Consider the following 19,890-nt stretch of genomic DNA (forward strand, 5'->3'; position numbering starts at 1 on the left):
TTGAGCTGTCAGGAGAGAGTCTAGGGATTCATGGGCCCGGCCCAGCGACGCATGGGAACCGGAACGTCCAGCGACTTGAGATACATCTGGTGATAGTAGGGCTTGAGCTCATCCGCCGCCGACTTGCAACGGGCCATGTATTGGGCGAATTCTTCGGCTAGGGAACGAGCCTCCGCCTTGAGCGCCTCCTCATCCACGGTCAGCAGCTTGCGGTCCTCCATGACGACCTCGCCGGCCACGATCGTTGTTACCACCGACGAGCCGTTCTCACAGTAGACTAGTTGGCGGCGCAGATCGTTGAGCGGCGTGAAGGCTAGCGAATTGAGATCTAACAAAATGATATCGGCGGTGTGGCCTTCGGCTATGCGCCCCGCAGGCCGCGGCAAGCGCATAGCCGCCGATCCGCCCGACGTCAGTGCGTTCAGGATTTCCACCGGCTGGAGCCAGTCGTCATAGTCCGTGCCGCAGACATTGTGCACAAGGCCGGCAATCTTAGCGACCGTCCACAGGTTGACTCCATCGTCAGTGGACGCTTCGTCATTGCCGATGCAGATGTTCACGCCGGCGCGCTGCAACCGCCGGTAGGGCATCACGCCGCTGCCGATTTTCAGATTGGAGACGGGATTGTGAGCCACCGAACAGCCTGAATCGGCCAACAGGCGGATGTCGTCATCATCGATCCAGATGGCATGAATGACCATGGCCTGCTCATTCAGCACCCCCATATCATGCGCATAGCGGACCAGGGACTTGCCAAATTTTTCCTGACCCAAAACCCGCTGCAATCTGGTCTCGAGAATATGCATGTTGAACGGGATATCACGCTCTTTGGCGATGCGCCCAAGCGACTGGAAATAAGCCGGTGTGACGCGCTGGGGCGCCGAGCAGGATACGGCAGAGCGGAGCCGGCCGGCACCGCGCCCGTGCCACTTGCCAAGGAAACTTTGGTAATGTTCGAGCAACTCATGATCGCTCATCAATGGCACGGCATCCATCGAAGCGACCAGACGCTGCGGCAGAAGATCCTTCAGGAACGGATACTTCTGATACTCCGTGACGTTCGGCTGGTCGAGAGTCACCGTGGCCCGCATGCCGGAATCCAGATAGGCCTGCATCACGCTGTCGACTTCGCTGTCGGTCACCTCGGGCACGAAAAAGCAATCGTCATGCACCGCGGTAACGCCCTGTTTGAGCATTTCGATGGCGCCAAGCATGGTGCGCACATAGGCGAAGCGCGGCGACACCAACTTGTCCATGAGCGGCGGTACCTCATAGAGCATGAAGAGTTCCAGCGGCCAGTTGGCGAGCGCGCCTTTCATGAAGTTGCCTGGGGAATGGAAATGTCCGTTGATCAGCCCGGGCATGGCGAGCAATCCGCTCGCCTCGATTGTCCGCGCATCGTCGATTCCCTTCGCAAGCCCTGGACCAACGGCTTCGATCGCGTCGCCGCGGATGACGATGTCGGCCGAGGCATGTTCGCAGTCCTTCGCATCGAGCGTCAGAATGCGAGCGTCTTTGATCACGGTGAGCACGGCGTTATCCCTTGCCTTTTGCCGCCGTCTCCGGCTGCGCGCGGTGTTTGACCAGTTGAAGTCGCGTCTTCGGGTCGAGCGAGTCGCGCAGCGAGTCGCCCAGGAGATTGAATGCCATGACCAGAATCGTAATCGCCAGCCCCGAGAAGGCGGAGATGTGCGGGGCGACGAAGATGTAGCTGCGGCCTTCGCTGGTCATGATGCCCCATTCGGCGACCGGCGGCTGCACACCGAGTCCCAGGAAGCTCAAGCCGGCAGCGGTGATCACGACGGCACCGATAATGGTGCAGCTGTAGACCACGGATGCCGCAACCACGTTCGGCAGCATCTCCACGAAGAGGATCTTCAGACCGGGCGTGGCCATGGCACGCGCCGCCTCGATGTAGGCGAGCTCGCGTTCCTGGCTGGCTGCCGCATAGACGACGCGCGTATTGTAGGGAATGAGCGTCACCACCAGCGCGATCATCATGTTGCCGAGGCCCGGCCCCATCAGCGCTGCCAGCATGATGGCAAGCAGCGCCATCGGGAATGCGAACAAAATGTCCATCAGCCGCATGACGACCTCGCCGAGCCGCGGATACCAGGCGCCGATCAGGCCGAGAGGAATGGAAATCGCCGCGCCCAGAATGACCGGCAGCACGCCCGAAACGAGGGTGAGGCGCGCGCCGTACATCAGCCGCGAGAGAATGTCGCGCCCCTGGTGGTCTAGTCCGAGGAGATGGCCGCTGGTGCCCGGCCCCTTCAACCGCAGATCCGAAAACGCTTCATTGGGCGGATAGGGTGCCAGCAACGGCGCCAGGATCGCGATCAAGACCAGAAGCAGGATGATGAATGCCGCGATGCGCGCGACCGGGTCGCCCAGGACGCCGCGCCAGACAAAATAGAGATTCGATCTTCGGGCGGGTCCGGCGGGCCGGGCCGGCGCCGCGTTCGGATCGAGTGCTGAAGCCTTGCGCATCGCGACCTCACTGCCGCTTCGGGTCGAGCAAATGCACGACGAGGTCGGAAATCATGTTGCCGAGCACGAATACGACCGCCACGGCGAGCACGCAACCCTGAATGACGGGAACATCGCGCTGCAGGATCGCTTCAAACAGGAGAAGGCCTATGCCCGGCCAGTTGAAGATGATCTCCGAGAATATCACCCCGCCGAATAGATAGCCGATCTGCAAGCCGCCAATATTGGCGAAAGTCGGGAGTGTGTTGCGCACCGCGTGGCGCAGCACGACCTGATTGCGGGTCAAGCCACGGGCACGCGCCGCCAGTATGTAGGGCTGGCCGAGCACATCGATCATGCGCGATCGGGTGACGCGCGTAACCACTGCGATCGATGACGCCGCCGTCGTAATCGCCGGCAACACCATGTGGTGCAGCAGCTGTCCGATCCCTCCGGGATCTATGGTGTTGTACATGCCGGAGATCGGAAACAGCTTCCACTTGAAGCCGAAGAAATAGAGCAGCACGATGCCCAACCAGAAAACCGGCAGGCTGGCCAGAATCAACGTAAGACCGACTATCGAGCGGTCCGTGATGCTGCGGAAACGCGATGACGACAGCACACTGAGTATGAAGCCCACGGCCAGTACGAGCACCAGGCTGCCGGCCATTAGGATCAGTGAATTGACGACCTTCGGCCCCAGGATATGCATGACCGGCAGCTGCTGGGACACCGAGTTGCCGATATCGCCCTGGAGTAGGTTAAGCAGCCAGCGCACATACTGGACGATCAACGGCTGGTTGAGACCGAGTCTCTCGCGCAGCGCCTCCAGATCAGCCTCGCTGGCCATGCGGCCGAGCAGGGTTAGGGCAATGTCGCCCGGAACCAGCTGGAGTGACAGGAATACGATCACCGTCACGCCGATGAGCACCGGAATGGCATAGAGAAGCCGGGCACCGATAAAGTTGAGCACTGACACGAAGAGTAGCCTCCGTTGCAGGATGTGCCGGACCCCACGAAGGGCCCGGCACACAACCGGCGGTTACTGCTTCGTGATGCTGGTCAGGTCGAACCAGTGTTGCGGTGCCAACACGAAGCCCTTGATTTCGGGACGCGCCGCATAGACCGACATCGCCGTGTAATAGGAGGTAAAGGCCATGTCGTTGGCGATGATGTCGCGCACCTCATGCAGCTTGGCATCCATATCTGCCTGCGTAGCCGATGCTCTAGCTTCCGAAAGAAGCTGGTCGACCTTGGGGTTGTCATAATAGCCCGAGTTGCAGCAGCTCGGCGGAAGCGCACCCTTGGTCAGGACTTGGTCGAGCCAGGCGAAGGTGCTCTCACCCCATGAAGCGGAGGTCAAGCCGGTGCCCTCGCGCATGCCCTTCGACATCATGTCCCAGAAGGTGTTGTTGTCGAACATTTCGATCGAAGCTTTGATGCCGACTTTCTCGAAGTCACGCTGCAGCCATTCCGCGTCGCCTTTGGTATTGACGTCGGATCCGGCGCCAAAGGTCCAGTCCAGCCGCGTCGTGAAACCGTCAGGGTAGCCCGCTTCCGCCAGCAGCTTCTTGGCCCCTTCCGGATCATATTCGCAGTCTTTGTAGTTGGGATCGAAGCCGGGGCCGCCGAAATTCAACACGCCATAGGCAGGTTTTGCCAGGCCCTTACGCTGATGCTTAGCCATTTCCTCGCGGTTGATGGCCATGCACATCGCCTTGCGCACCTTGACGTCCTTGAAATGTTCATCCTTGAGGTTGATCCACATGACATAGAACATCGGGCTCTCGCCGGTGATGATCTGCATGCCCTGCTGCTTCAGGAACTCGAGCGAGTCGGGCGACGGCGTGCCGATGACATCGACTTCTCCGCTCACCAGCGCCAGCTCACGCGTCGCCACTTCCGGAATGCCGCGCAGGATGATCTGATCCGCTTTGGGCTTGCGCGCGTCATTCCAGTAGTTGTCGTTGCGCACGATCACCAGCTTTTCGCCGACGACACGCTCCGCGAACTTGAACGGCCCCGTTCCAATCGGATGCTGCTCGAACTGCTCGTTTCCGTAAGTCTTGACCGCGGTCGGACTGACCATGCGCGGTGAGCCAGAGCCGCCCGCCGCCATGCGGCGCAGGAACTCCGCATTCGGCTGCTTCAGGTTTATCTTGAAGGTGAACTCGTCGACGACCTCGTAGCTGTCGAGATCCTGCCACATCCAGCCCATGAGACCGGGCGATAGCGGCTGGAAGAACTCAAAGCTCTTGTTGGTCATGCGGTCCATGTTGAACTTCGCCGCGTCTGCGTTCCACGGCGTGCCGTCGTGGAACGTAACGTTCTTGCGCAGATGGAATGTATATGATTTCCCGTCCGGGGAGACATCCCAGCTCTCGGCGAGCGCCGGCACGATCTGGGGGGGCTCGTTGCCGCCTTTGGTCAGATCCTCCTCCACGAAAGTCTCGAAGATGTGGCGGATGACCTTGAACGTGTTCCAGGTTCGCGACGCGTGGGGGTCGAGGCGGCTGAAGTCTGACTCGACGGCGAACACAATGGTGTTGCCGGCCGCGAAAGCGGGGAGCACGCCAGCGAATGTCGCAACACCTGCGGCGAGTGCAAATGCGAGGCTCGCCAGCCTGCGATTCAGCCTGAGACGGGCTGACGGCTGCTTCCGGTGTAGTTCTTGTGTCATGTTTCCTCTCCATTGTTGGTTTTGCATTTTCTTTTGGTTATCGGTCACGGTCTTCTCGGCTCCGCTGTCTTCCCGCGATACAGGAAGCAGGCGACGTCGCGCCCATCGCCGATGTCGAAGAGCGGAGGCGGCGCGTTGCGGCAGTCGTCGAAGCATTCCGCACAATTGCCGGCGTAGGCGCAGCATGCGCCCGATGGCGCGGCGAGCCCTTCCAGGTCTTCGGCGCGCTCCGCTGCCTGTTCCCAGCTTCCGTCGCCATGGACATGCAGCACGGTGCGCAAAAAGTCGCGCGTGAACGGGTGCTTGGGCTCGCGATATACCGCTTCGCTGGCGCCGCTTTCCAGCAGGTTGCCGCGATACATCACGATGGTTCGATCGCAAAACTGCTTGACGATCTTCAGGTCGTGCGAAACGAACAGGAATGTCAAACCGAGCTTCTTCTGGAGATCGGCCAGCAGGTTGAGGATCTGGGCCTGGATGGAGACGTCGAGGGCGGATACGGGTTCATCGAGGAACAGAAATTCCGGCTCGAGCGCCAAGGCGCGAGCTATCGCGACACGCTGGCACTGTCCGCCACTATACTCATGCGGATACCGATAGGACTGGCCGGAATCCAGGCCGACGAGGTCCAGCAACTCTTCGACGCGCCGGCGAGCGGTCGCGCGTGTCACGCCGAAGTTCAGGAGTGGCCGTTCGATGTTCTCCGCCACTGTCCGGCGAGGGTTGAGAGACTGCAGCGGATCCTGAAACACGATCTGCATCCGCTTGCGGAATTCGCGCATCTCTTCATGCGACAGCGCGCGCAGATCGGTGCCGTCATAATGAATCTCACCGCTGTCGGGCTCGATCAGTCGGAGGATCATCCGGCCCAAAGTGGATTTTCCGGAGCCTGACCCGCCGACACAGCCGAGGATCTCGCCACGCTTGATGTCGAGGCTGACATCGTTGACAGCCTTCGTGCTTGCCACCGCGTGCCGGAACAGGGCGCCGCGCCTCACCACGAAGGTCTTGGACAGGTGGCGCACCTCGATCAGAGTGCCGGGGGTCATCGGCGCATCCCCGGATCGTAGAGATGACAACGCACGCAACGCCCCGGCTTCGGGCTGTGTTGTTCGGGGAGTTCCTCGTGACAGCGCGCAAAGGCGCTGTCGCAGCGCGGTGCGAAGCGGCAACCCGGGGGTGGGGCCAGCAGATTGGGTGGCTCGCCACGGATATGAGCTCGCGTTTCGCGCGGCTCGTCGGGATCCGGAATCGAGTGGATCAGAGCCTGGGTATAGGGGTGGAGAGGCGACGTCAGCACGTCATCGACATCACCTGATTCCTGGACATGACCACCATACATGACGAGCACGCGGCTTGCCACGGCGCGCACGACACCCATGTCGTGGGTAATGATTATGATCGGCAGGCCTGTTTCCCTGCTGCGATTCTTCAGGAGCAGCAGGATCTTGGCCTGAACACCCACGTCAAGCGCTGTGGTCGGCTCATCCGCGATGAGCAACCGCGGCTTGCAGGCCAGCGCCATGGCGAGACCAACGCGCTGACACATGCCGCCACTCAATTGATGCGGGTAGCTTGCCATCACCCGGTTCCGGATCTCCGAAGCCGACTTCCACAAGCGCCGCGTGTGCAGCCCTCTGCGCCGCATTCTGGTCGAGTGCAGGCTCATGCCGCTGCAGAGTCTCGATCAGTTGCGACCCCGCCGTGAATGACGGGTCGAGCGAGGCGCGCGGATTTTGAAAGATCATGCCGATGATCTTGCCACGAACATCCTCCAGCGACCGTTCATCGAGCGCGAGCAGGTCTACGCCTGCAATCTCGACGGTGCCGCCGAGATATCTGCCCGGTGGCGTCGGAACAAGCTTCATTAACGATAGTGCGGTCACCGTCTTGCCGGATCCGGACTCGCCGATGATCGCCAAGATTTCATGGGGATGAACCGAGAAGCTCACATCGTCGACCGCCCTGGCGATCCCTGCCGGGGTCTCGAAGGCGGTCTTGAGCTGGCGGACCGCAAGTACAGCTTCTGCGACGTCCTTCACCCAACTTGCTCCCTTGGGCGTGGAAAGGCGTGTTCAATAATTTATTTCATGTATACCGCCGCAGCGGATCCATGGGCAACGGCAAGGGCCAAAACGCTGACGGGGCCTAAGAGAGCTCGGCGGGTCATGTGTGATCGAAACATGGAAACCTCCTGATACAGCGCGGGGTTCATTCCCTGGGCCTTAACTCCCGCCGCTAAGGGCGCGGCTTCGTTCGCGATGGCCGGCAATCAAGTTGGACTTGATCGCGGAAATATGCAATGAAAAAACATCTGTGTATACAATTGTGGATCCAATAGTGAGACCCCGGCGGCCATGCGGATCAGAATCATCAACCCGAATACCACCCCATCGATGACCGAGACGATCGGCGCGGCAGCGAGGGCGGTTGCCGCCCCCGGCACGGAGATAGTGGCCGTCACCTCTGGGGCCGGCGCCGTCTCGATAGAAGGCCATTATGACGAAGCCATGAGCATCGTCGGGCTCATCGATGCGATCAACCAGGACCCGAAAGCTGACGCCTATGTCATTGCCTGTTTCGGCGATCCGGGGCTGCTCGCCGCGCGCGAGATCGCGTTGGGCCCGGTGCTCGGCATTGCCGAAGCCGCCATGCATGTGGCGAGCTTCCTTGCCACCGGCTTCTCGGTCGTAACGACGCTCGAGCGCACGCGGGTGATCGCCGAGCATCTGGTGCGCAATTACGGCATGGAACACCACTGCCGAAAAGTGCGCGCCACTAACATCCCGGTCCTCGAGCTTGAGAATCCGGCGTCCGAGGCCCGCGCATTGATCCTCAGGGAATGCGAAAGAGCGATTTCCGAGGACAAGTCGGGCGCCATTGTCCTGGGCTGCGCCGGCATGGCGGACCTCGTCCGGCATCTGGAAAAGAAACTCGGGGTCCCGGTCATCGACGGCGTTGCCGCAGCAGTCAAGTTCGCCGAAGCTCTGGTGGGGCTGGGCTTGAGGACCAGCAAGAAAGGGGATCTCGCTTACCCCTTACACAAGCCTTACAAAGGCGCGCTCTCGGCCTATGCGCCGCCGGCAAGATAGCTACTCTGCAGCGCCGAAAAGAGATCGGAAGTCAACCTTCTGATCGACGTCGGTGAGGTCGGTCTGGGCCTCGATATGCAAGAGGTGGTGTTCCATATATTGCACCGCCTTCAAGACATCGCGCCGCTTCATCGCATCGGCGATCTCGAGATGCTCGCTGTGTGAACAAGGGACAGCGCCGGGCGATTCGTAGAGGGCGATGATCAACGATGTGCGCGAGATGAGCTCGTTGAGAAAATCGCCCAGCACCTGATTGCCGCCGAGCCTTGCAAGCCTGCGGTGGAAGTCGCCCGAGAGCTTGACGCGCTCCTGCTTGTTGCCGGCATCGAAGGCCAATTGCTCCGACTTCGCCGTCGCAATCAGCTCGGCGACCTCGGCATCAGACGCGTGGATCACGGCCTTCTCGACCAGGATGCGCTCGACAACGCGGCGCGCTTCGAAGACCTCGCGGGCTTCCTCGGCCGTGGGCTTGGCGACCGCTGCGCCGCGATTGGGCACAATATCGACGAGCCTTTCGAGGGCGAGTTGCTGCAGAACCTTGCGGATGACGGTGCGGCTCACGCCGAAAGCCGTCGCCAGGGCATCCTCCTGAAGGGCGGTGCCCGGCGACAGGCTGTGATCGATGATTGCGGCATAGAGATTGCGATGGACGCGCTTGTCGGTCTGCCCGACGCGTTTTTGCCGAGGCTTGGTGGCGCTCCGTAGGCTTTTTGTCTTTTTTGCCCGCATGATCATCAAGGCGGAGATGTAAACACCTAAACCAACCCCATGTCCATGATGAGAAACAAGGCACTCAAGGTCAGGAAAGAGAGCGCCGTGCCCAGCGCAATCGGGCCCGAGACCGGCGCCCGCCAACGCCACAAAGGGAGGCCGCCCACGGAACATGTTGCCACGATTGGTCTCCAGGTTCGCGGTGTCGATGCAATGGGAAATGTCGCGATGAGGCGCAGATTTGGGCGCGGTGCGAGAACGTTAAGCTCCGTCCCACTTAAATCTCTTTACGACGAGAAAGCAGAGTTCGTAGGATTGGCGAGGCACCGAGGATGTGATGGCAAACGGCCGAGAAGCCCAAATTCAGCGCTCGTCTGGCAAGGTCTTATAAACAGCAGCGTTCGCCTTCACAGGTCTTGGGCCGTCCTCGTGTCGGGTATAGCGCTCGCGGCATCCTGTCCCTCACAATGGGAGCGTGTTGTGCCTATAATTCGCGATGGCCTCAGCATTCCGGAATGCATCGGTGTGCCTAGAAGGGTTCCGCTGCCACGGCAACCTGTGACAGCGCCAGTGTGCAGCCAGCAGATTGATAAGGCGCTCTCGCCTCATTTGCCGGCACTGCCCCCGGCCCGCACCTCTTGCACATGCTTGCAGTTTCCCCGGAACTCGATAACTTGCACGTGCGCTCCAGATGCCCAGCGCATCCGAAGGTCACACGATAGATTTCGCGCGGATTCCGAGAACTGGGAATTCCCAGCAGCCATTCGCTTCGATCTCGGTCTCGACAGGCGCACCAGGTCGGAGTGATCGGGTCAGCGCCTCGACGGTCGCGGCAGGCGTCGCTCCGCTTCGGGCGAGCCTGACTTCCTCGAACATTGCCGGTGCGAGCGTCCGCAATCCAACCTGAAGTTCCTCCAGTATCGAGGCATCGGGAAGCTCGTCGGCATCTACCGCCGCGATCGGCTGAATCTTCCGTTCGAGGAACTCGGCAATATACGCGTCGAGCGAGTTGGCCGCCTGGAAGTATTCGACCGTAACACTTCTGGTTTGTCCGAGGCGGTAGCACCGGTCCTCGGCCTGGGCATGGTTGGCGGGCACCCAGTCCATATCCTGAAACAAGACATGACGCGCGGCTGTGAGAGTGATGCCCACGCGACGCGGTCAACTGCTTTTCGCGACCTGGGGGAAGACGTCGGGCGTTCAGACAGTGTTCGTCCGAGCAGTCCAATACCCGACAGCGGCGGGTCGGGCACAGCGGGCTCGCGCCCGCCCCGGGGGCACAACAGCCTAATGACGTCAGCCTGGATGACGTCCGGGATTCATTGCTCGCATCCCGAGTGAACTGCTCGGTCCCCCATTCGTTTAGCCTTAAGCTCAAGTTCCGCATTTGGGCCGGAAGCGGCCGTCTATGCGGGCACAAACTTCCCTGATTTCAGCAAGCTGAAGGAGAATATCCATGCCGAGATTTGTGACGATCGGATATGGCGACCAACAGGGGTACGACCGTACCGCAGTGGCCGTCAGGGAAGCAGCCCATGCGCATGATGCGAAATTGCGGAAAGACGGAGTGTTGATGGGCATTGCAGGCACCCCAGTGCAGGTGCGCAATCCCGACGCCACTCAGGTTGAAACGGCGAACGGCTCGTTCATGAGATCTTCCTTGCCAGTGGCGGGCTTTGCCATAGTTGAGGCTGCCGATCTGGCCGAGGCCATAGAGTTGGTATCAAAAACGCCCTGCGCCGTTGCGCACGGTGTCGTTGAGGTGTGGCCGCTGGAGCAGCCATCGTAAGCCAAGCACGCTAACGACGGCAAAGGATGGAAATCGGACCTACACCGCGCCAAAGTCAAGGTGGACGAGAGCTGCGCTCTAGTCAGGGTCACGCCGGCGGCGTTCGCGTTTAACTTACCATGGCCTACTTTCGGCTATAGCCACGCTAAATCTCCGGTTGTGGACCGAGCAGATCGGTCGGGTCCACGTGGTTGGCAGAAGCCGGCGAGCGAGCCCTTCCCAGGCTCAAGGTGAGGTGATCGAGCGGTGAGGCCTTCGTTCCGGGCAGGCCATGGCTTTGAAAAATTTCTTCGCGTGATAAGATATGCTACAGTTCAGAAGTATCGCGCTTCCAAACAAGAAAGCTTTGCAGCAGCTTGTCTCCAAGTGCCAGGTTGGGTTTAGTGCTGACGAAAGGTGCCGTTGTGATTTCCAATCTGTCACCCTCGCACTTGAAATATCGGATGAGTTCAATGCCGACCCAAGCGGGATCGGCAGAGACGTCAACGGTCGTGATCAGCGTTTCGCCCTCGATCCGGTAGCGACCAGTATAGGCAACAACTGTGCTGAAGGCGCTGATCTGGTCAGCTTCAGACTTGACCGGTTTTCGGCCTTCGGCGGTCAGTAATGCGAATGTCCGTCCATCTCCGGTGAAAATAATATATCCATCCGGGTGCTCACCAAAGATTTTGAGGCGCTCCTTGGTTTCAACGACTTCTGTAAGCCAGGACTCCAGTTTCCACGTTCCGGATATAACAGCGGTGGTGCTCACAAAAGAACTCCAAGCTCGGGGCGGGAGATCATGCTGGACCGCCAAAACGTACACCAAACGGAATGACAGTCCACTGCCAACTACGCTGCGAATGTACAGGCGAAATGGCAGTACAGGAGCGCCCCAAAGGCGGTGGGCATCCGTAGTCAATCGCCATAACACATACGCCTCAAATCGGCCGAAAATTACGACTAGCCACTTGTTCCCCTTCAATTCCGATGGGAAGGGACGATGAGATGGACGATTCTCACGCGGTCATCCGCAAAGCCTATGAAGATTTCGCCCACGGAGACTTCCCTGCGGTATTTGCCGCATTTGACACGGCCATCAAGTGGCACGTTCCCGGCCACAGCCCGCTATCGGGCGACTATACGGGCCATGACCAGGTCGCAGGCTTCTTCCAGCGGACGATGGCACTGTCCGACGGCGCATTCGGCATCGAGTTGCAGAATATCCTCAGCGAGCAGGATCTTGTCGTGGTGCTCGCCACAGTCAGAGCGCAGCGGAACGGGATCTCCGCGTCGTTTGAGGAGGTCCATGTCTGGCGGCTGCATGAGGGAAAGGCGGTGGAGTTTCGCGAGTACCAAGGCGATGAGCAACGCGAGGATCGGTTCTGGTCCTAAATTGGGGTTGCGACACAAGCTTCATAGTCGCAGTGCAACAATCCAGCTCCGGGTTGTCTTCGCCAAGCCGCGAGGAGGCGCATCGACCCGGCTCGGCTCCCGCAGCCTTGATCGACAGCGGAATAGTGGCCTATCCCGAGGCGTTCCAGCCCTGACGAACCGGCTGTCCCACTGTGGCGGCCTCGTTTCGTGCTTCTACGGAAAGAGGAGCGAGAGGTGAGTGAGCAAAGCATCTATTTGCTCGGACGCGGCGAAGCCGAAGAAGAGCGGCTTAAGCGCCAGATTGCCAATTTCGCGCCGGATTCCGATGCCCAGCTTGACAGGATCGGAATCAAGCAAGGCGAGCGCGTAGTCGATCTAGGTTGCGGCCCGGGGGGTGTCCTGCACCTGTTGGCTAAACGCGTCGGCAGCGCTGGCTCGGTGCTTGGCATTGAACGCAGTCCCCATTTTGTTGATCTTGCGCGCCGCTTCGTCGCGGTGAACTCCCTGTCACAGGTCGAGGTCCGCGAAGGAAATGCGTACGATACGAGATTGGCGCGAAGATCGTTTGACGGTGCGCACATGCGGCTCGTCCTCGTGAATGTACCGCAGCCTGAGAGAATTGTAGGTGAGATGGTTTCTCTGGTGCGCCCGGGCGGCTGGGTAGCGAGTTTCGAGGCTGACTTCATGGGCACTAGCTACGATCCGCCGCTACCCGCCTTGACCCGTCTGTTGGATGCATACAAGGCATATTCAGCAGCGCAAGGCGTTGATCTCTTCGTGGGCCGACGTACGCACAGGCTGTTTCGTGATGCTGGTGTTGTCGACATCCACGTCGACGCTGTCCTCCATATCTACCCACCCGGTCACGAGCGACGGCCGATCTTTCGAGACTTCATCAATAATGTTCGAGACAGGCTTGTGAGCGAGGGCTTCATCGGACGTGCTGAACTCGACAGTGACGTGACAGCCCTCGAAAACCACCTCGCCAATCCTGAAGTGCTTGTGACATCGAACGCGTTTTTCCGACTTACCGGCCGCCGGCCTCTGTCACAGGCAGACCGAACCTGAGCGTAGCTCAGATTTTCACGTTCAGTCGATTGGAGACAACGTGTCTACCGAGACGCTTAGGCTCACAATGGACAAGCTGAGATGTCACAACCGCGACGGCGCCCGCCCCATTATGGAAATGCAATCTCAATCTTTACGAGCTGGCCGCTGCCGCCGACATCCGCCTCTCGCACCAGTCGGAGCTTCGAATTGCTGCTGAGAACATGGATGAAATACCTGCCGGGCGGCACGCGCTCCTCTGTCGGCGTCGTTGGCCGGTTGAAGATCATATAAGGTGCCGGGGTATCAGGCAGACCACTCATATAGAAGTGAATGAGAAGGTTGTTGACAGGCCCTCCCCTGCGGACCGTATTCACTTCGACAGGGACGTCAATCTCGCCGCTTGAATAGGCCTTCAGCGCCTCGACCTTCTTGCCAACATCACCATAGGCGGCGCGTACATAGTGGAGCGCTTTTCCCCAATCGACTTCGATGTGGGCCTTTTCCAACAACATCGCATCATAGGCAAGCATCTCTCCATAGAAACTCGATACCCTTTCGGCCTTGGTGACAACCATCGCCAGGGTCATCGCGTCATCAGCAAGCTGAGAGACCCAGGAGGACTCGGGCCGACCACGGAATTTCGACGCCACTGCTTGTGCTGCGGAAAGCAATCGGGTGGCAATCGCGCTAACCATCCCGGCATCCAGAATGACCCGCTTCACAGGCTCTTGCGAGGAAGCTGGGGTTCCCACAAGTGCATTCAGCGTCGCAAGCACAAGAAGGGATCGCCGATTGAGCCTTCCGTACATCATATTTCCCCTGAAATGGGCCCCACGCTACCGATTGGTTGACGTCTGGCGGCGAAGCCGCCGAAGGACGTCAAGACCGGCTGAGCGAGACTGAATGAAATTTCTCTGACGGGAGCGCTGCGTGCAGGTCGATTTCGTTGCGACCGCTTCCGCCGACCGCATCCATCGAGGAGCGGCGTGACAATTGCCAACTCTAGTATGTGCGCCGCCCGAGGCACGAATGTCTCCCTACCCCGGCAGGATACTATCAGCCAGTCACGCAACATCAAGACCGTCTACTTCGGAAGCATCCAAAGTGGAGGCCAGTTTGAGGACTCGGGAGGGCTATCGGGGGGCGATAACGTGTTGATTGTACTGTTGAGCGGGTGGTCAGATTTCCCTTTTTCGTCGCCATTCTTATCGTAATATACTGATTATAATGGATTTTCTTCGTATGAACCGAGATGATCCAGGCCTCACGGGAAGATTTCTTCCTCTTCGCGGATATTTCGGCCGTCAGCCCTTGCGTGCCTGGAAGAGCATACTGATTGAGAATACGCAAAAACTACCCGTCCAAAGAGGACGAATTGACGATCGGACCATGCGTTTCTCTCTTGCAACGTGGAGTAATATCTCGCCTGCTGTGTGTAAATCACAACAGCTGCGATATTGCTGAATTTCCGCCTAACGCCGTCTGGAGTGTTCCGGCGGAAAAGAGATCGAGGCCAGCGATACATGAGTTCGGCCCCCCTGTGTGACCAGCACCTGCAATACCTGTCGGCAACAGATCTCCGATACCGTTTTTCCCTCATGACTATGAAGCGGGAAGGCCCTGATCCGGGCTGGCGCCGTCAGCTTTCCCGCCCGTAGCGCCAGACGAAAGCCGGCGGGACATTGGCCATGATCGTCCTGGCGCGACGCGCCGTGAGGCCGGCCGCCCGGACCTCGGCCTCGGCCAGCGGCGGCTCCCGGAAATAGCTGAACTGCACGAGCTTGCCGCCATCTGCCAGCGAGGCCGCCATGGCGCGCGTGATGCCGGTGCGGATCGCTTCCGGCATGCTCCGGAGCGGCAATCCCGACAGGATACAGGGCACCTTCTCATGCCCGTGTTCCTTGAGGAGCCGCGGCAGCTCCTGGGCATCGCCGTGCAGCACCGTGACGCCCGGAAAATTCTGGCGCAGATGGCGCACGAATTCCTTGTCGAACTCGACCAGGATGAGGCGAGACGGCGAGACGCCGGCTGCCAGCAAAGCGCGCGTGAAGGGCCCGGTGCCGGGCCCGATCTCGACCACGATATCCTCAGGCCCGGGGGCCAATGTGGTCACCATCGCCTTGGCCAGGCTGGGGCCGCTGGGCACCACCGCGCCAACACCGAGCGGGCGGCGCAGGTAGCGCCGCCAGAACAACAGGTCGGATCTCTTCATCAGGTGAGTCGCTGGAACCTTAACAAAGTGAAGAAGCCGAACGGCTTCAAGGGCCGGCGTTCCTCGAGCTTGAGCTGGCCGCTGACCATCAGCGTCTCGACCGGAAAATCCGGCCGCCAGCCGAGAATGTCGGAGAATCGCGCGAGGCGCTTTTCGACCACCGCGCGCAGGCCCTTGTCGATGCTGAAATGATTGACGATGAGAATGTGGCCGCCGGGCTTGGTGACGCGGATAAGCTCGTTCATCACCTGCACCGGATCGGGCACCACCGTCATCACGAACATGGCGGCAGTCACGTCGAAACTCTTGTCGGGGAATTCCAGCGCCGTCGCATCCATCTCGAGCAGCCCCTCGACATGGCGCAGGCGCTTGCGCTCAACGCGCTCGCGCGCCCGGGCCAGCATGTCGGGGGAGAGATCGATGCCGGTGACCTTGAGCGAATGCTTGTAATGGCTGAGCGACAGGCCGGTGCCGACGCCGACTTCCAGGACCTTGCCGTGATAGCGGTTGATGAGCGAGGTGGCCTGCTTGATGCCGGCTTCGACAACCTTGCCGAACGTAGCGTCATATACCGGCGCCCAGCGCCGATAGGCACGCATCACGTCGTGATTGTCGATTTCAGCGAGCGCGCGGGCATTGCCCTGCATTTCTCTCTCCTGCTCCCGTTTCCCGATTATGTGACAATGGACAAGGCTTCTGGCAAGCGCCGATTTCCCGCCGTTGGAAAACTACGGGATATAAAACCACCGCCCAGAACCCTCGCCCCGGGGCCCGGCTTCTCATAAAAAACGCAAGCTTGTCCTGGCGAGACCCCGTATTCGCCTGCGGCAATGGCGACAAGCACCCCCTCCTCGCTCCGGCGGATTTCCGCCTCGACCGGCGGCCGCGTCGAACGAATCTTAGCAAAAATCGCGTGTCCCTGCGAATCAATTGGCTGATCGCCCAGCCAGTTCACCTGGCCGAGCGCGATTTCGTGCCGCAACAGCGCCTCGCGCGGGCCGACAACAACGCGCCGCGTCTCCGGCTCTATCCGCACGACATAAAGCGGCTCCCCCTCGGCGACGCCGAGGCCGCGCCTTTGGCCGACGGTATAATTCACCGTGCCCTTGTGGCGCCCGATCATCCGGCCATCCTGATGCACGATGTCGCCGGGCTCGGCCGCATCGGGCCTGAGCTTGGCGATGAGGTCGCCATAGCGGCCCTCCGGCACGAAGCAGATATCCTGGCTGTCAGGCTTGTCCGCCACCGCGAGGCCGATCTCGGCGGCGATGCGCCGCGTCTCAGCCTTAGGCAACGCGCCCAGCGGAAAGCGCAGATAGTCGATCTGCGCCTGGGTCGTTGCGAACAGGAAATAGCTCTGGTCGCGGGCGATATCGGCGGGGGTAAAGAGATCGCGCCGGCCCGAGCCGTCGGCGCGCGGCCGGCTCTCTATATAATGGCCAGTGACCAGGGCCGCCGCATCGAGCTCCTGGGCCCTTCCAAGGAGGTCGGCAAACTTGACCGTCTGGTTGCAGCGGATGCAGGGCACCGGGGTGAAGCCCGCGACATAGCTGTCGACAAAATCGTCGATCACCGCCTCGCGGAAACGGCTTTCGAAATCGAGCACATAATGCGGAATGCCGAGCTGGTTCGCCACCCGGCGCGCATCATGGATATCCTGGCCGGCGCAGCAGGCGCCCTTCCGCTTGACCGCTTCGCCATGGTCATAGAGCTGGAGCGTGATGCCTACGACATCATAGCCCGCCCGCTTCAGCAAAGCTGCCGCAACGGAAGAATCGACGCCGCCCGACATGGCGCACACGATCCGGATCGAGCCGGGATCGCCCGCAAGGCCGATGGTCTGGCGCACATGCTCGCTCAGGGTGTCGGTTGGGGTCATGGGCGGATAGATGGCGGCTCGTACCCGGCTTGTAAACGCCAAACTGACATGGCTGTCCTGATTTGGAGCATTCCACGCCTCAGATTTGCAAATTGTTCGGAACTGCTTAGCCCAATTTTAAGTGAACTCCCCTAGGCTCGGCCTCTGTAGTGAGTTTTGAGTACCCCAGTCGAGTAAGGTGATGAACGGTCAGTTGCGTCCCCGCGTTAATTACGTCATTGGGCCCGATGGCAGTCCGCTGACAATTGCGGATCTACCGCCCCCCGGAAACCAGCGCTGGGTCATCCGCCGAAAGGCGGAGGTCGTGGCGGCTGTCCGGGGCGGGCTATTGAGCCTAGAGGAAGCCTGCGATCGCTATACGCTGACCGTCGAGGAATATTTGAGCTGGCAGCGCTCGATCGACAAGCATGGGCTCGCCGGCCTGCGCACCACGCGCATCCAGCAGTACCGCCAGTAACGCATCCTTCCGGGAATGAATGAGCCTGCATCAGCAGGCTTTATTCGTTGCGTGACCGACGCTTGCCGATTTCGAGCAAGAGACCGGCGAGGCCGCCTCTGGCCTCGGCCGAGCCCAGATGGTCGACATAATCGCGCGATTCGACGATCTCGCCGTCGCGCACCCGCATGACGAATATGCACGGATAGGAAAACGTCTTGCCGGTTTCCAGATTGGTGACGGCATAGGCGAATTCCGCGACGATGACTTCCGGATCGGTCGTCTCGATCACGTTGATGTTGCTTGGCCGCGCGGTCAGCGCGCTACGGGCCGGACGCCGGGAGAAATGCTCGGCAAGCTCGGCCCGGCTCGTCAGCCTTTTGCCGTGCAACGGGTCGAAGGGATGCGAGATGTCGGCCTTCTCCGCATAGAGCTCGACGACATCGTCGAAACGGCCGTCGCAAATGCCGTTGACCAGAGCCAGGAAGACGTCGCGGGGCTTGCGGGGAGTGCTCATTTCCGCCACATCTTACTGCTTGATCCGGAAATGTGGAGACCGGCGAAACAGAAGCCGGCATTTTTTCGAAAGGAGGCCCGTGATGATTGTCCTCATGTCTCGTCTGGCTGGAGCCATTCGGAAAGCGATCTGACCACCGCGCATCGGCACGGCCGATGTCGCTTCTTCCATGCGCCCCAGCCCCAAACCGGAGCCCGCTTTGGCGGGAGCCGATCCTATATCCGCGCCTCTCCTGAGGCGCCGAAGCTGGTGCAGAAATGAAATCCCAGAATCTCGATCTCGCCGATCTCGGCTGGAGCGGCTTTTTCGCCGCGCAACTTGAATCCGATACGTCCCTGAGTCCCGTCCGTGTGATGTCGGTCCACCGCGACCGCCTCGAAGTGACGGGCGCCCAACTCGATACGACCATCGCGCCATTCATCGCCGATGAAAGCGACGAGGAAGCGCAGGCCACCGTCGGCGACTGGCTGCTTCTCGAGCCCGAGCGGCAGCGCGCCCATCGCCTGCTTGACCGCCGCAGCCTGTTCAAGCGTCGCGCCGCCGGCACGGCGCGCAAGCTGCAGCTCATCGCCGCCAATGTCGACGCGCTGTTCATCGTGTCCTCCTGCAACCAGGACTTCAACAAGGGCCGCCTCGAGCGCTATCTCGTGCTCGCCGCAGAGGCGCAGGTCATGCCGGTCGTCGTCCTCACCAAGGCCGACCTCAGCGAGGCCCCCCGAAGACTACGTGCATGAGGCGGCGAAGCTCCTGCCCGGCCTGCTCGTCGAGACGGTCGATGGGCGCGATGCCGAAAGCACCGCCTGTCTATTGCCCTGGTGCAAGAGAGGCCAGACGGTCGCCTTCATCGGCTCGTCCGGCGTCGGCAAGTCGACACTGATCAACACGTTGACCGGCGAAGGCCGCATCGAGACGCAAGCCATCCGCAGTGATGACGACAAGGGCCGCCACACCACGACCGGCCGCGCTCTGCATCGGCTGGCGATGGGCGGCTGGCTCATGGACACGCCGGGCATGCGCGAATTGCAGCTGACCGACGCCGCCTCGGGCCTCGATAGCGTCTTTGCCGATGTCACGGCGCTGGCGCGATCCTGTCGCTTCAGCGACTGCCGGCATGAGAGCGAGCCGGGCTGCGCCGTCACCGCCGCTCTCGCCGAAGGGCGATCGATCCTGACCGCCTCTGGCGCTGGCGCAAGCTCGCCGCCGAGGAAGCCCATAACAATGAAAGCCTCGCCGAGCGACGCGCCCGCAGCCGGGCTTTCGGAAGGATTTCGAAAGACGTCATCAAGGCGAAGCGCGAGCAGCGGGAGTTTTGAGAGCTCTGTTCGCCCCACACCGTCATCCCGGCTTGCGACGCTATCACGTGCACACATCTCGTGAGGGATGCGCCCTTCCCCTCGCCCCGCTTTGGCGCAGGGATGTCCGGGGAAAATTTGGGAGATGTCGAAGAGAACCACATGAAGATTGGGATTGAAGAAGCGTTCTCCATGATGAGACTCGGAACTCACCATCATTCGCCTTCTCCCGCTTGCGGGAGAAGGTGCCCGATAGGGCGGATGAGGGTGTTGGTTCAGCTCACGAGAGCTCCTCAAGAAAATGAGATGACGAAGCTTCGACACTTTCGCATGCTTGCGGCTCCAAAGAAGCTGAGAGAACACCCTCATCCGGCCTTCGGCCACCTTCTCCCGCAGGCGGGAGAAGG

Annotated in this window: 19 protein-coding genes and 2 pseudogenes; 6 read left to right on the forward strand and 15 right to left on the reverse strand. The window is 60.5% G+C overall.

Annotation, left to right across the window (positions count from 1 at the left end; all coding sequences use genetic code 11):
• Nucleotides 1–20: 20 nt before the first annotated feature.
• From G5V57_RS02195 to G5V57_RS34110, 7 genes and pseudogenes are all read right to left on the reverse strand, one after another.
• Nucleotides 21–1,532, reverse strand: a complete 1,512-nt coding sequence (locus tag G5V57_RS02195) for an amidohydrolase family protein (protein ID WP_165165996.1) — start codon at nucleotides 1,530–1,532, stop codon at nucleotides 21–23.
• A gap of 4 nt (nucleotides 1,533–1,536) precedes the next feature.
• A complete protein-coding gene (locus G5V57_RS02200; protein ID WP_165165997.1) occupies nucleotides 1,537–2,490 on the reverse strand; it encodes an ABC transporter permease in 954 nt (317 codons plus the stop codon).
• Nucleotides 2,491–2,497: 7 nt separating this feature from the next.
• Nucleotides 2,498–3,448 (reverse strand): ABC transporter permease, encoded by a 951-nt coding sequence (locus tag G5V57_RS02205; RefSeq protein WP_246737492.1) that lies wholly within the window; start codon nucleotides 3,446–3,448, stop codon nucleotides 2,498–2,500.
• Between the two features lie 63 nt (nucleotides 3,449–3,511).
• Nucleotides 3,512–5,149 carry an ABC transporter substrate-binding protein gene (locus G5V57_RS02210; RefSeq protein ID WP_165165998.1) on the reverse strand — a complete coding sequence of 546 codons (1,638 nt, stop codon included), beginning with the start codon at nucleotides 5,147–5,149 and terminating at the stop codon, nucleotides 3,512–3,514.
• Between the two features lie 44 nt (nucleotides 5,150–5,193).
• A complete protein-coding gene (locus G5V57_RS02215; protein ID WP_165165999.1) occupies nucleotides 5,194–6,198 on the reverse strand; it encodes an ABC transporter ATP-binding protein in 1,005 nt (334 codons plus the stop codon).
• On the reverse strand, nucleotides 6,195–6,674 hold the full coding sequence (locus G5V57_RS34105; RefSeq protein ID WP_165166000.1) for an ABC transporter ATP-binding protein: 480 nt from the start codon (nucleotides 6,672–6,674) through the stop codon (nucleotides 6,195–6,197). Before G5V57_RS34105 ends, G5V57_RS02215 begins: the two co-directional genes overlap by 4 nt.
• 9 nt (nucleotides 6,675–6,683) lie before the next feature.
• A pseudogene (locus tag G5V57_RS34110) lies at nucleotides 6,684–7,191 on the reverse strand (ATP-binding cassette domain-containing protein); the annotation flags it as partial.
• A 315-nt stretch (nucleotides 7,192–7,506) separates the two neighbouring features.
• Between G5V57_RS34110 and G5V57_RS02230 the strand changes: the two are divergent.
• Nucleotides 7,507–8,241 carry an aspartate/glutamate racemase family protein gene (locus G5V57_RS02230; protein ID WP_165166002.1) on the forward strand — a complete coding sequence of 245 codons (735 nt, stop codon included), beginning with the start codon at nucleotides 7,507–7,509 and terminating at the stop codon, nucleotides 8,239–8,241.
• Here the strand turns inward: G5V57_RS02230 and G5V57_RS02235 are convergent, their stop codons facing one another.
• Complete coding sequence (locus G5V57_RS02235) at nucleotides 8,242–8,970, reverse strand: GntR family transcriptional regulator (RefSeq protein WP_165166003.1); 729 nt, start codon at nucleotides 8,968–8,970, stop codon at nucleotides 8,242–8,244. It lies immediately after the preceding gene.
• 693 nt (nucleotides 8,971–9,663) lie between these two features.
• The gene (locus G5V57_RS02240) at nucleotides 9,664–10,050 is read right to left on the reverse strand and encodes a hypothetical protein (RefSeq protein ID WP_165166004.1); all 387 of its coding nucleotides are present in this window, start codon (nucleotides 10,048–10,050) and stop codon (nucleotides 9,664–9,666) included.
• Between the two features lie 358 nt (nucleotides 10,051–10,408).
• Here G5V57_RS02240 and G5V57_RS02245 point away from each other — a divergent pair, with 358 nt between their 5' ends.
• Nucleotides 10,409–10,741 (forward strand): YciI family protein, encoded by a 333-nt coding sequence (locus G5V57_RS02245; protein WP_165166005.1) that lies wholly within the window; start codon nucleotides 10,409–10,411, stop codon nucleotides 10,739–10,741.
• Between the two features lie 307 nt (nucleotides 10,742–11,048).
• On the opposite strand, the gene G5V57_RS02250 is transcribed toward G5V57_RS02245, so the two are convergent.
• Nucleotides 11,049–11,492, reverse strand: a complete 444-nt coding sequence (locus tag G5V57_RS02250) for a lipocalin-like domain-containing protein (RefSeq protein WP_165166006.1) — start codon at nucleotides 11,490–11,492, stop codon at nucleotides 11,049–11,051.
• A gap of 236 nt (nucleotides 11,493–11,728) precedes the next feature.
• Here G5V57_RS02250 and G5V57_RS02255 point away from each other — a divergent pair, with 236 nt between their 5' ends.
• Nucleotides 11,729–12,115, forward strand: a complete 387-nt coding sequence (locus G5V57_RS02255) for a nuclear transport factor 2 family protein (protein WP_165166007.1) — start codon at nucleotides 11,729–11,731, stop codon at nucleotides 12,113–12,115.
• A gap of 216 nt (nucleotides 12,116–12,331) precedes the next feature.
• Nucleotides 12,332–13,165, forward strand: coding sequence for a methyltransferase domain-containing protein (locus G5V57_RS02260; RefSeq protein ID WP_206530177.1), 834 nt, complete (start codon nucleotides 12,332–12,334; stop codon nucleotides 13,163–13,165).
• Nucleotides 13,166–13,275: 110 nt separating this feature from the next.
• Here G5V57_RS02260 and G5V57_RS02265 read toward each other — a convergent pair whose 3' ends face one another.
• From G5V57_RS02265 to mnmA, 4 genes are all read right to left on the reverse strand, one after another.
• Nucleotides 13,276–13,869, reverse strand: coding sequence for a hypothetical protein (locus G5V57_RS02265; protein WP_165166008.1), 594 nt, complete (start codon nucleotides 13,867–13,869; stop codon nucleotides 13,276–13,278).
• A 917-nt stretch (nucleotides 13,870–14,786) separates the two neighbouring features.
• Nucleotides 14,787–15,359, reverse strand: coding sequence for a class I SAM-dependent methyltransferase (locus tag G5V57_RS02270; protein WP_165166009.1), 573 nt, complete (start codon nucleotides 15,357–15,359; stop codon nucleotides 14,787–14,789).
• Nucleotides 15,359–16,006, reverse strand: coding sequence for a class I SAM-dependent methyltransferase (locus G5V57_RS02275; protein WP_165166010.1), 648 nt, complete (start codon nucleotides 16,004–16,006; stop codon nucleotides 15,359–15,361). Before G5V57_RS02275 ends, G5V57_RS02270 begins: the two co-directional genes overlap by 1 nt.
• 26 nt (nucleotides 16,007–16,032) lie before the next feature.
• A complete protein-coding gene (gene mnmA / locus G5V57_RS02280; protein ID WP_165166011.1) occupies nucleotides 16,033–17,238 on the reverse strand; it encodes a tRNA 2-thiouridine(34) synthase MnmA in 1,206 nt (401 codons plus the stop codon).
• 181 nt (nucleotides 17,239–17,419) lie between these two features.
• On the opposite strand from mnmA, the gene G5V57_RS02285 reads away from it, so the two are divergent.
• Nucleotides 17,420–17,695 (forward strand): DUF1153 domain-containing protein, encoded by a 276-nt coding sequence (locus G5V57_RS02285; protein WP_137858205.1) that lies wholly within the window; start codon nucleotides 17,420–17,422, stop codon nucleotides 17,693–17,695.
• Nucleotides 17,696–17,735: 40 nt separating this feature from the next.
• Here the strand turns inward: G5V57_RS02285 and G5V57_RS02290 are convergent, their stop codons facing one another.
• Nucleotides 17,736–18,191 (reverse strand): nuclear transport factor 2 family protein, encoded by a 456-nt coding sequence (locus G5V57_RS02290; protein WP_165166012.1) that lies wholly within the window; start codon nucleotides 18,189–18,191, stop codon nucleotides 17,736–17,738.
• Between the two features lie 257 nt (nucleotides 18,192–18,448).
• Between G5V57_RS02290 and rsgA the strand changes: the two are divergent.
• A pseudogene (gene rsgA, locus G5V57_RS35070) lies at nucleotides 18,449–19,504 on the forward strand (ribosome small subunit-dependent GTPase A).
• The last annotated feature ends 386 nt before the right edge of the window (nucleotides 19,505–19,890 follow it).

It is taken from the genome of Nordella sp. HKS 07 (assembly GCF_011046735.1).
Lineage (GTDB): Bacteria > Pseudomonadota > Alphaproteobacteria > Rhizobiales > Aestuariivirgaceae > Taklimakanibacter.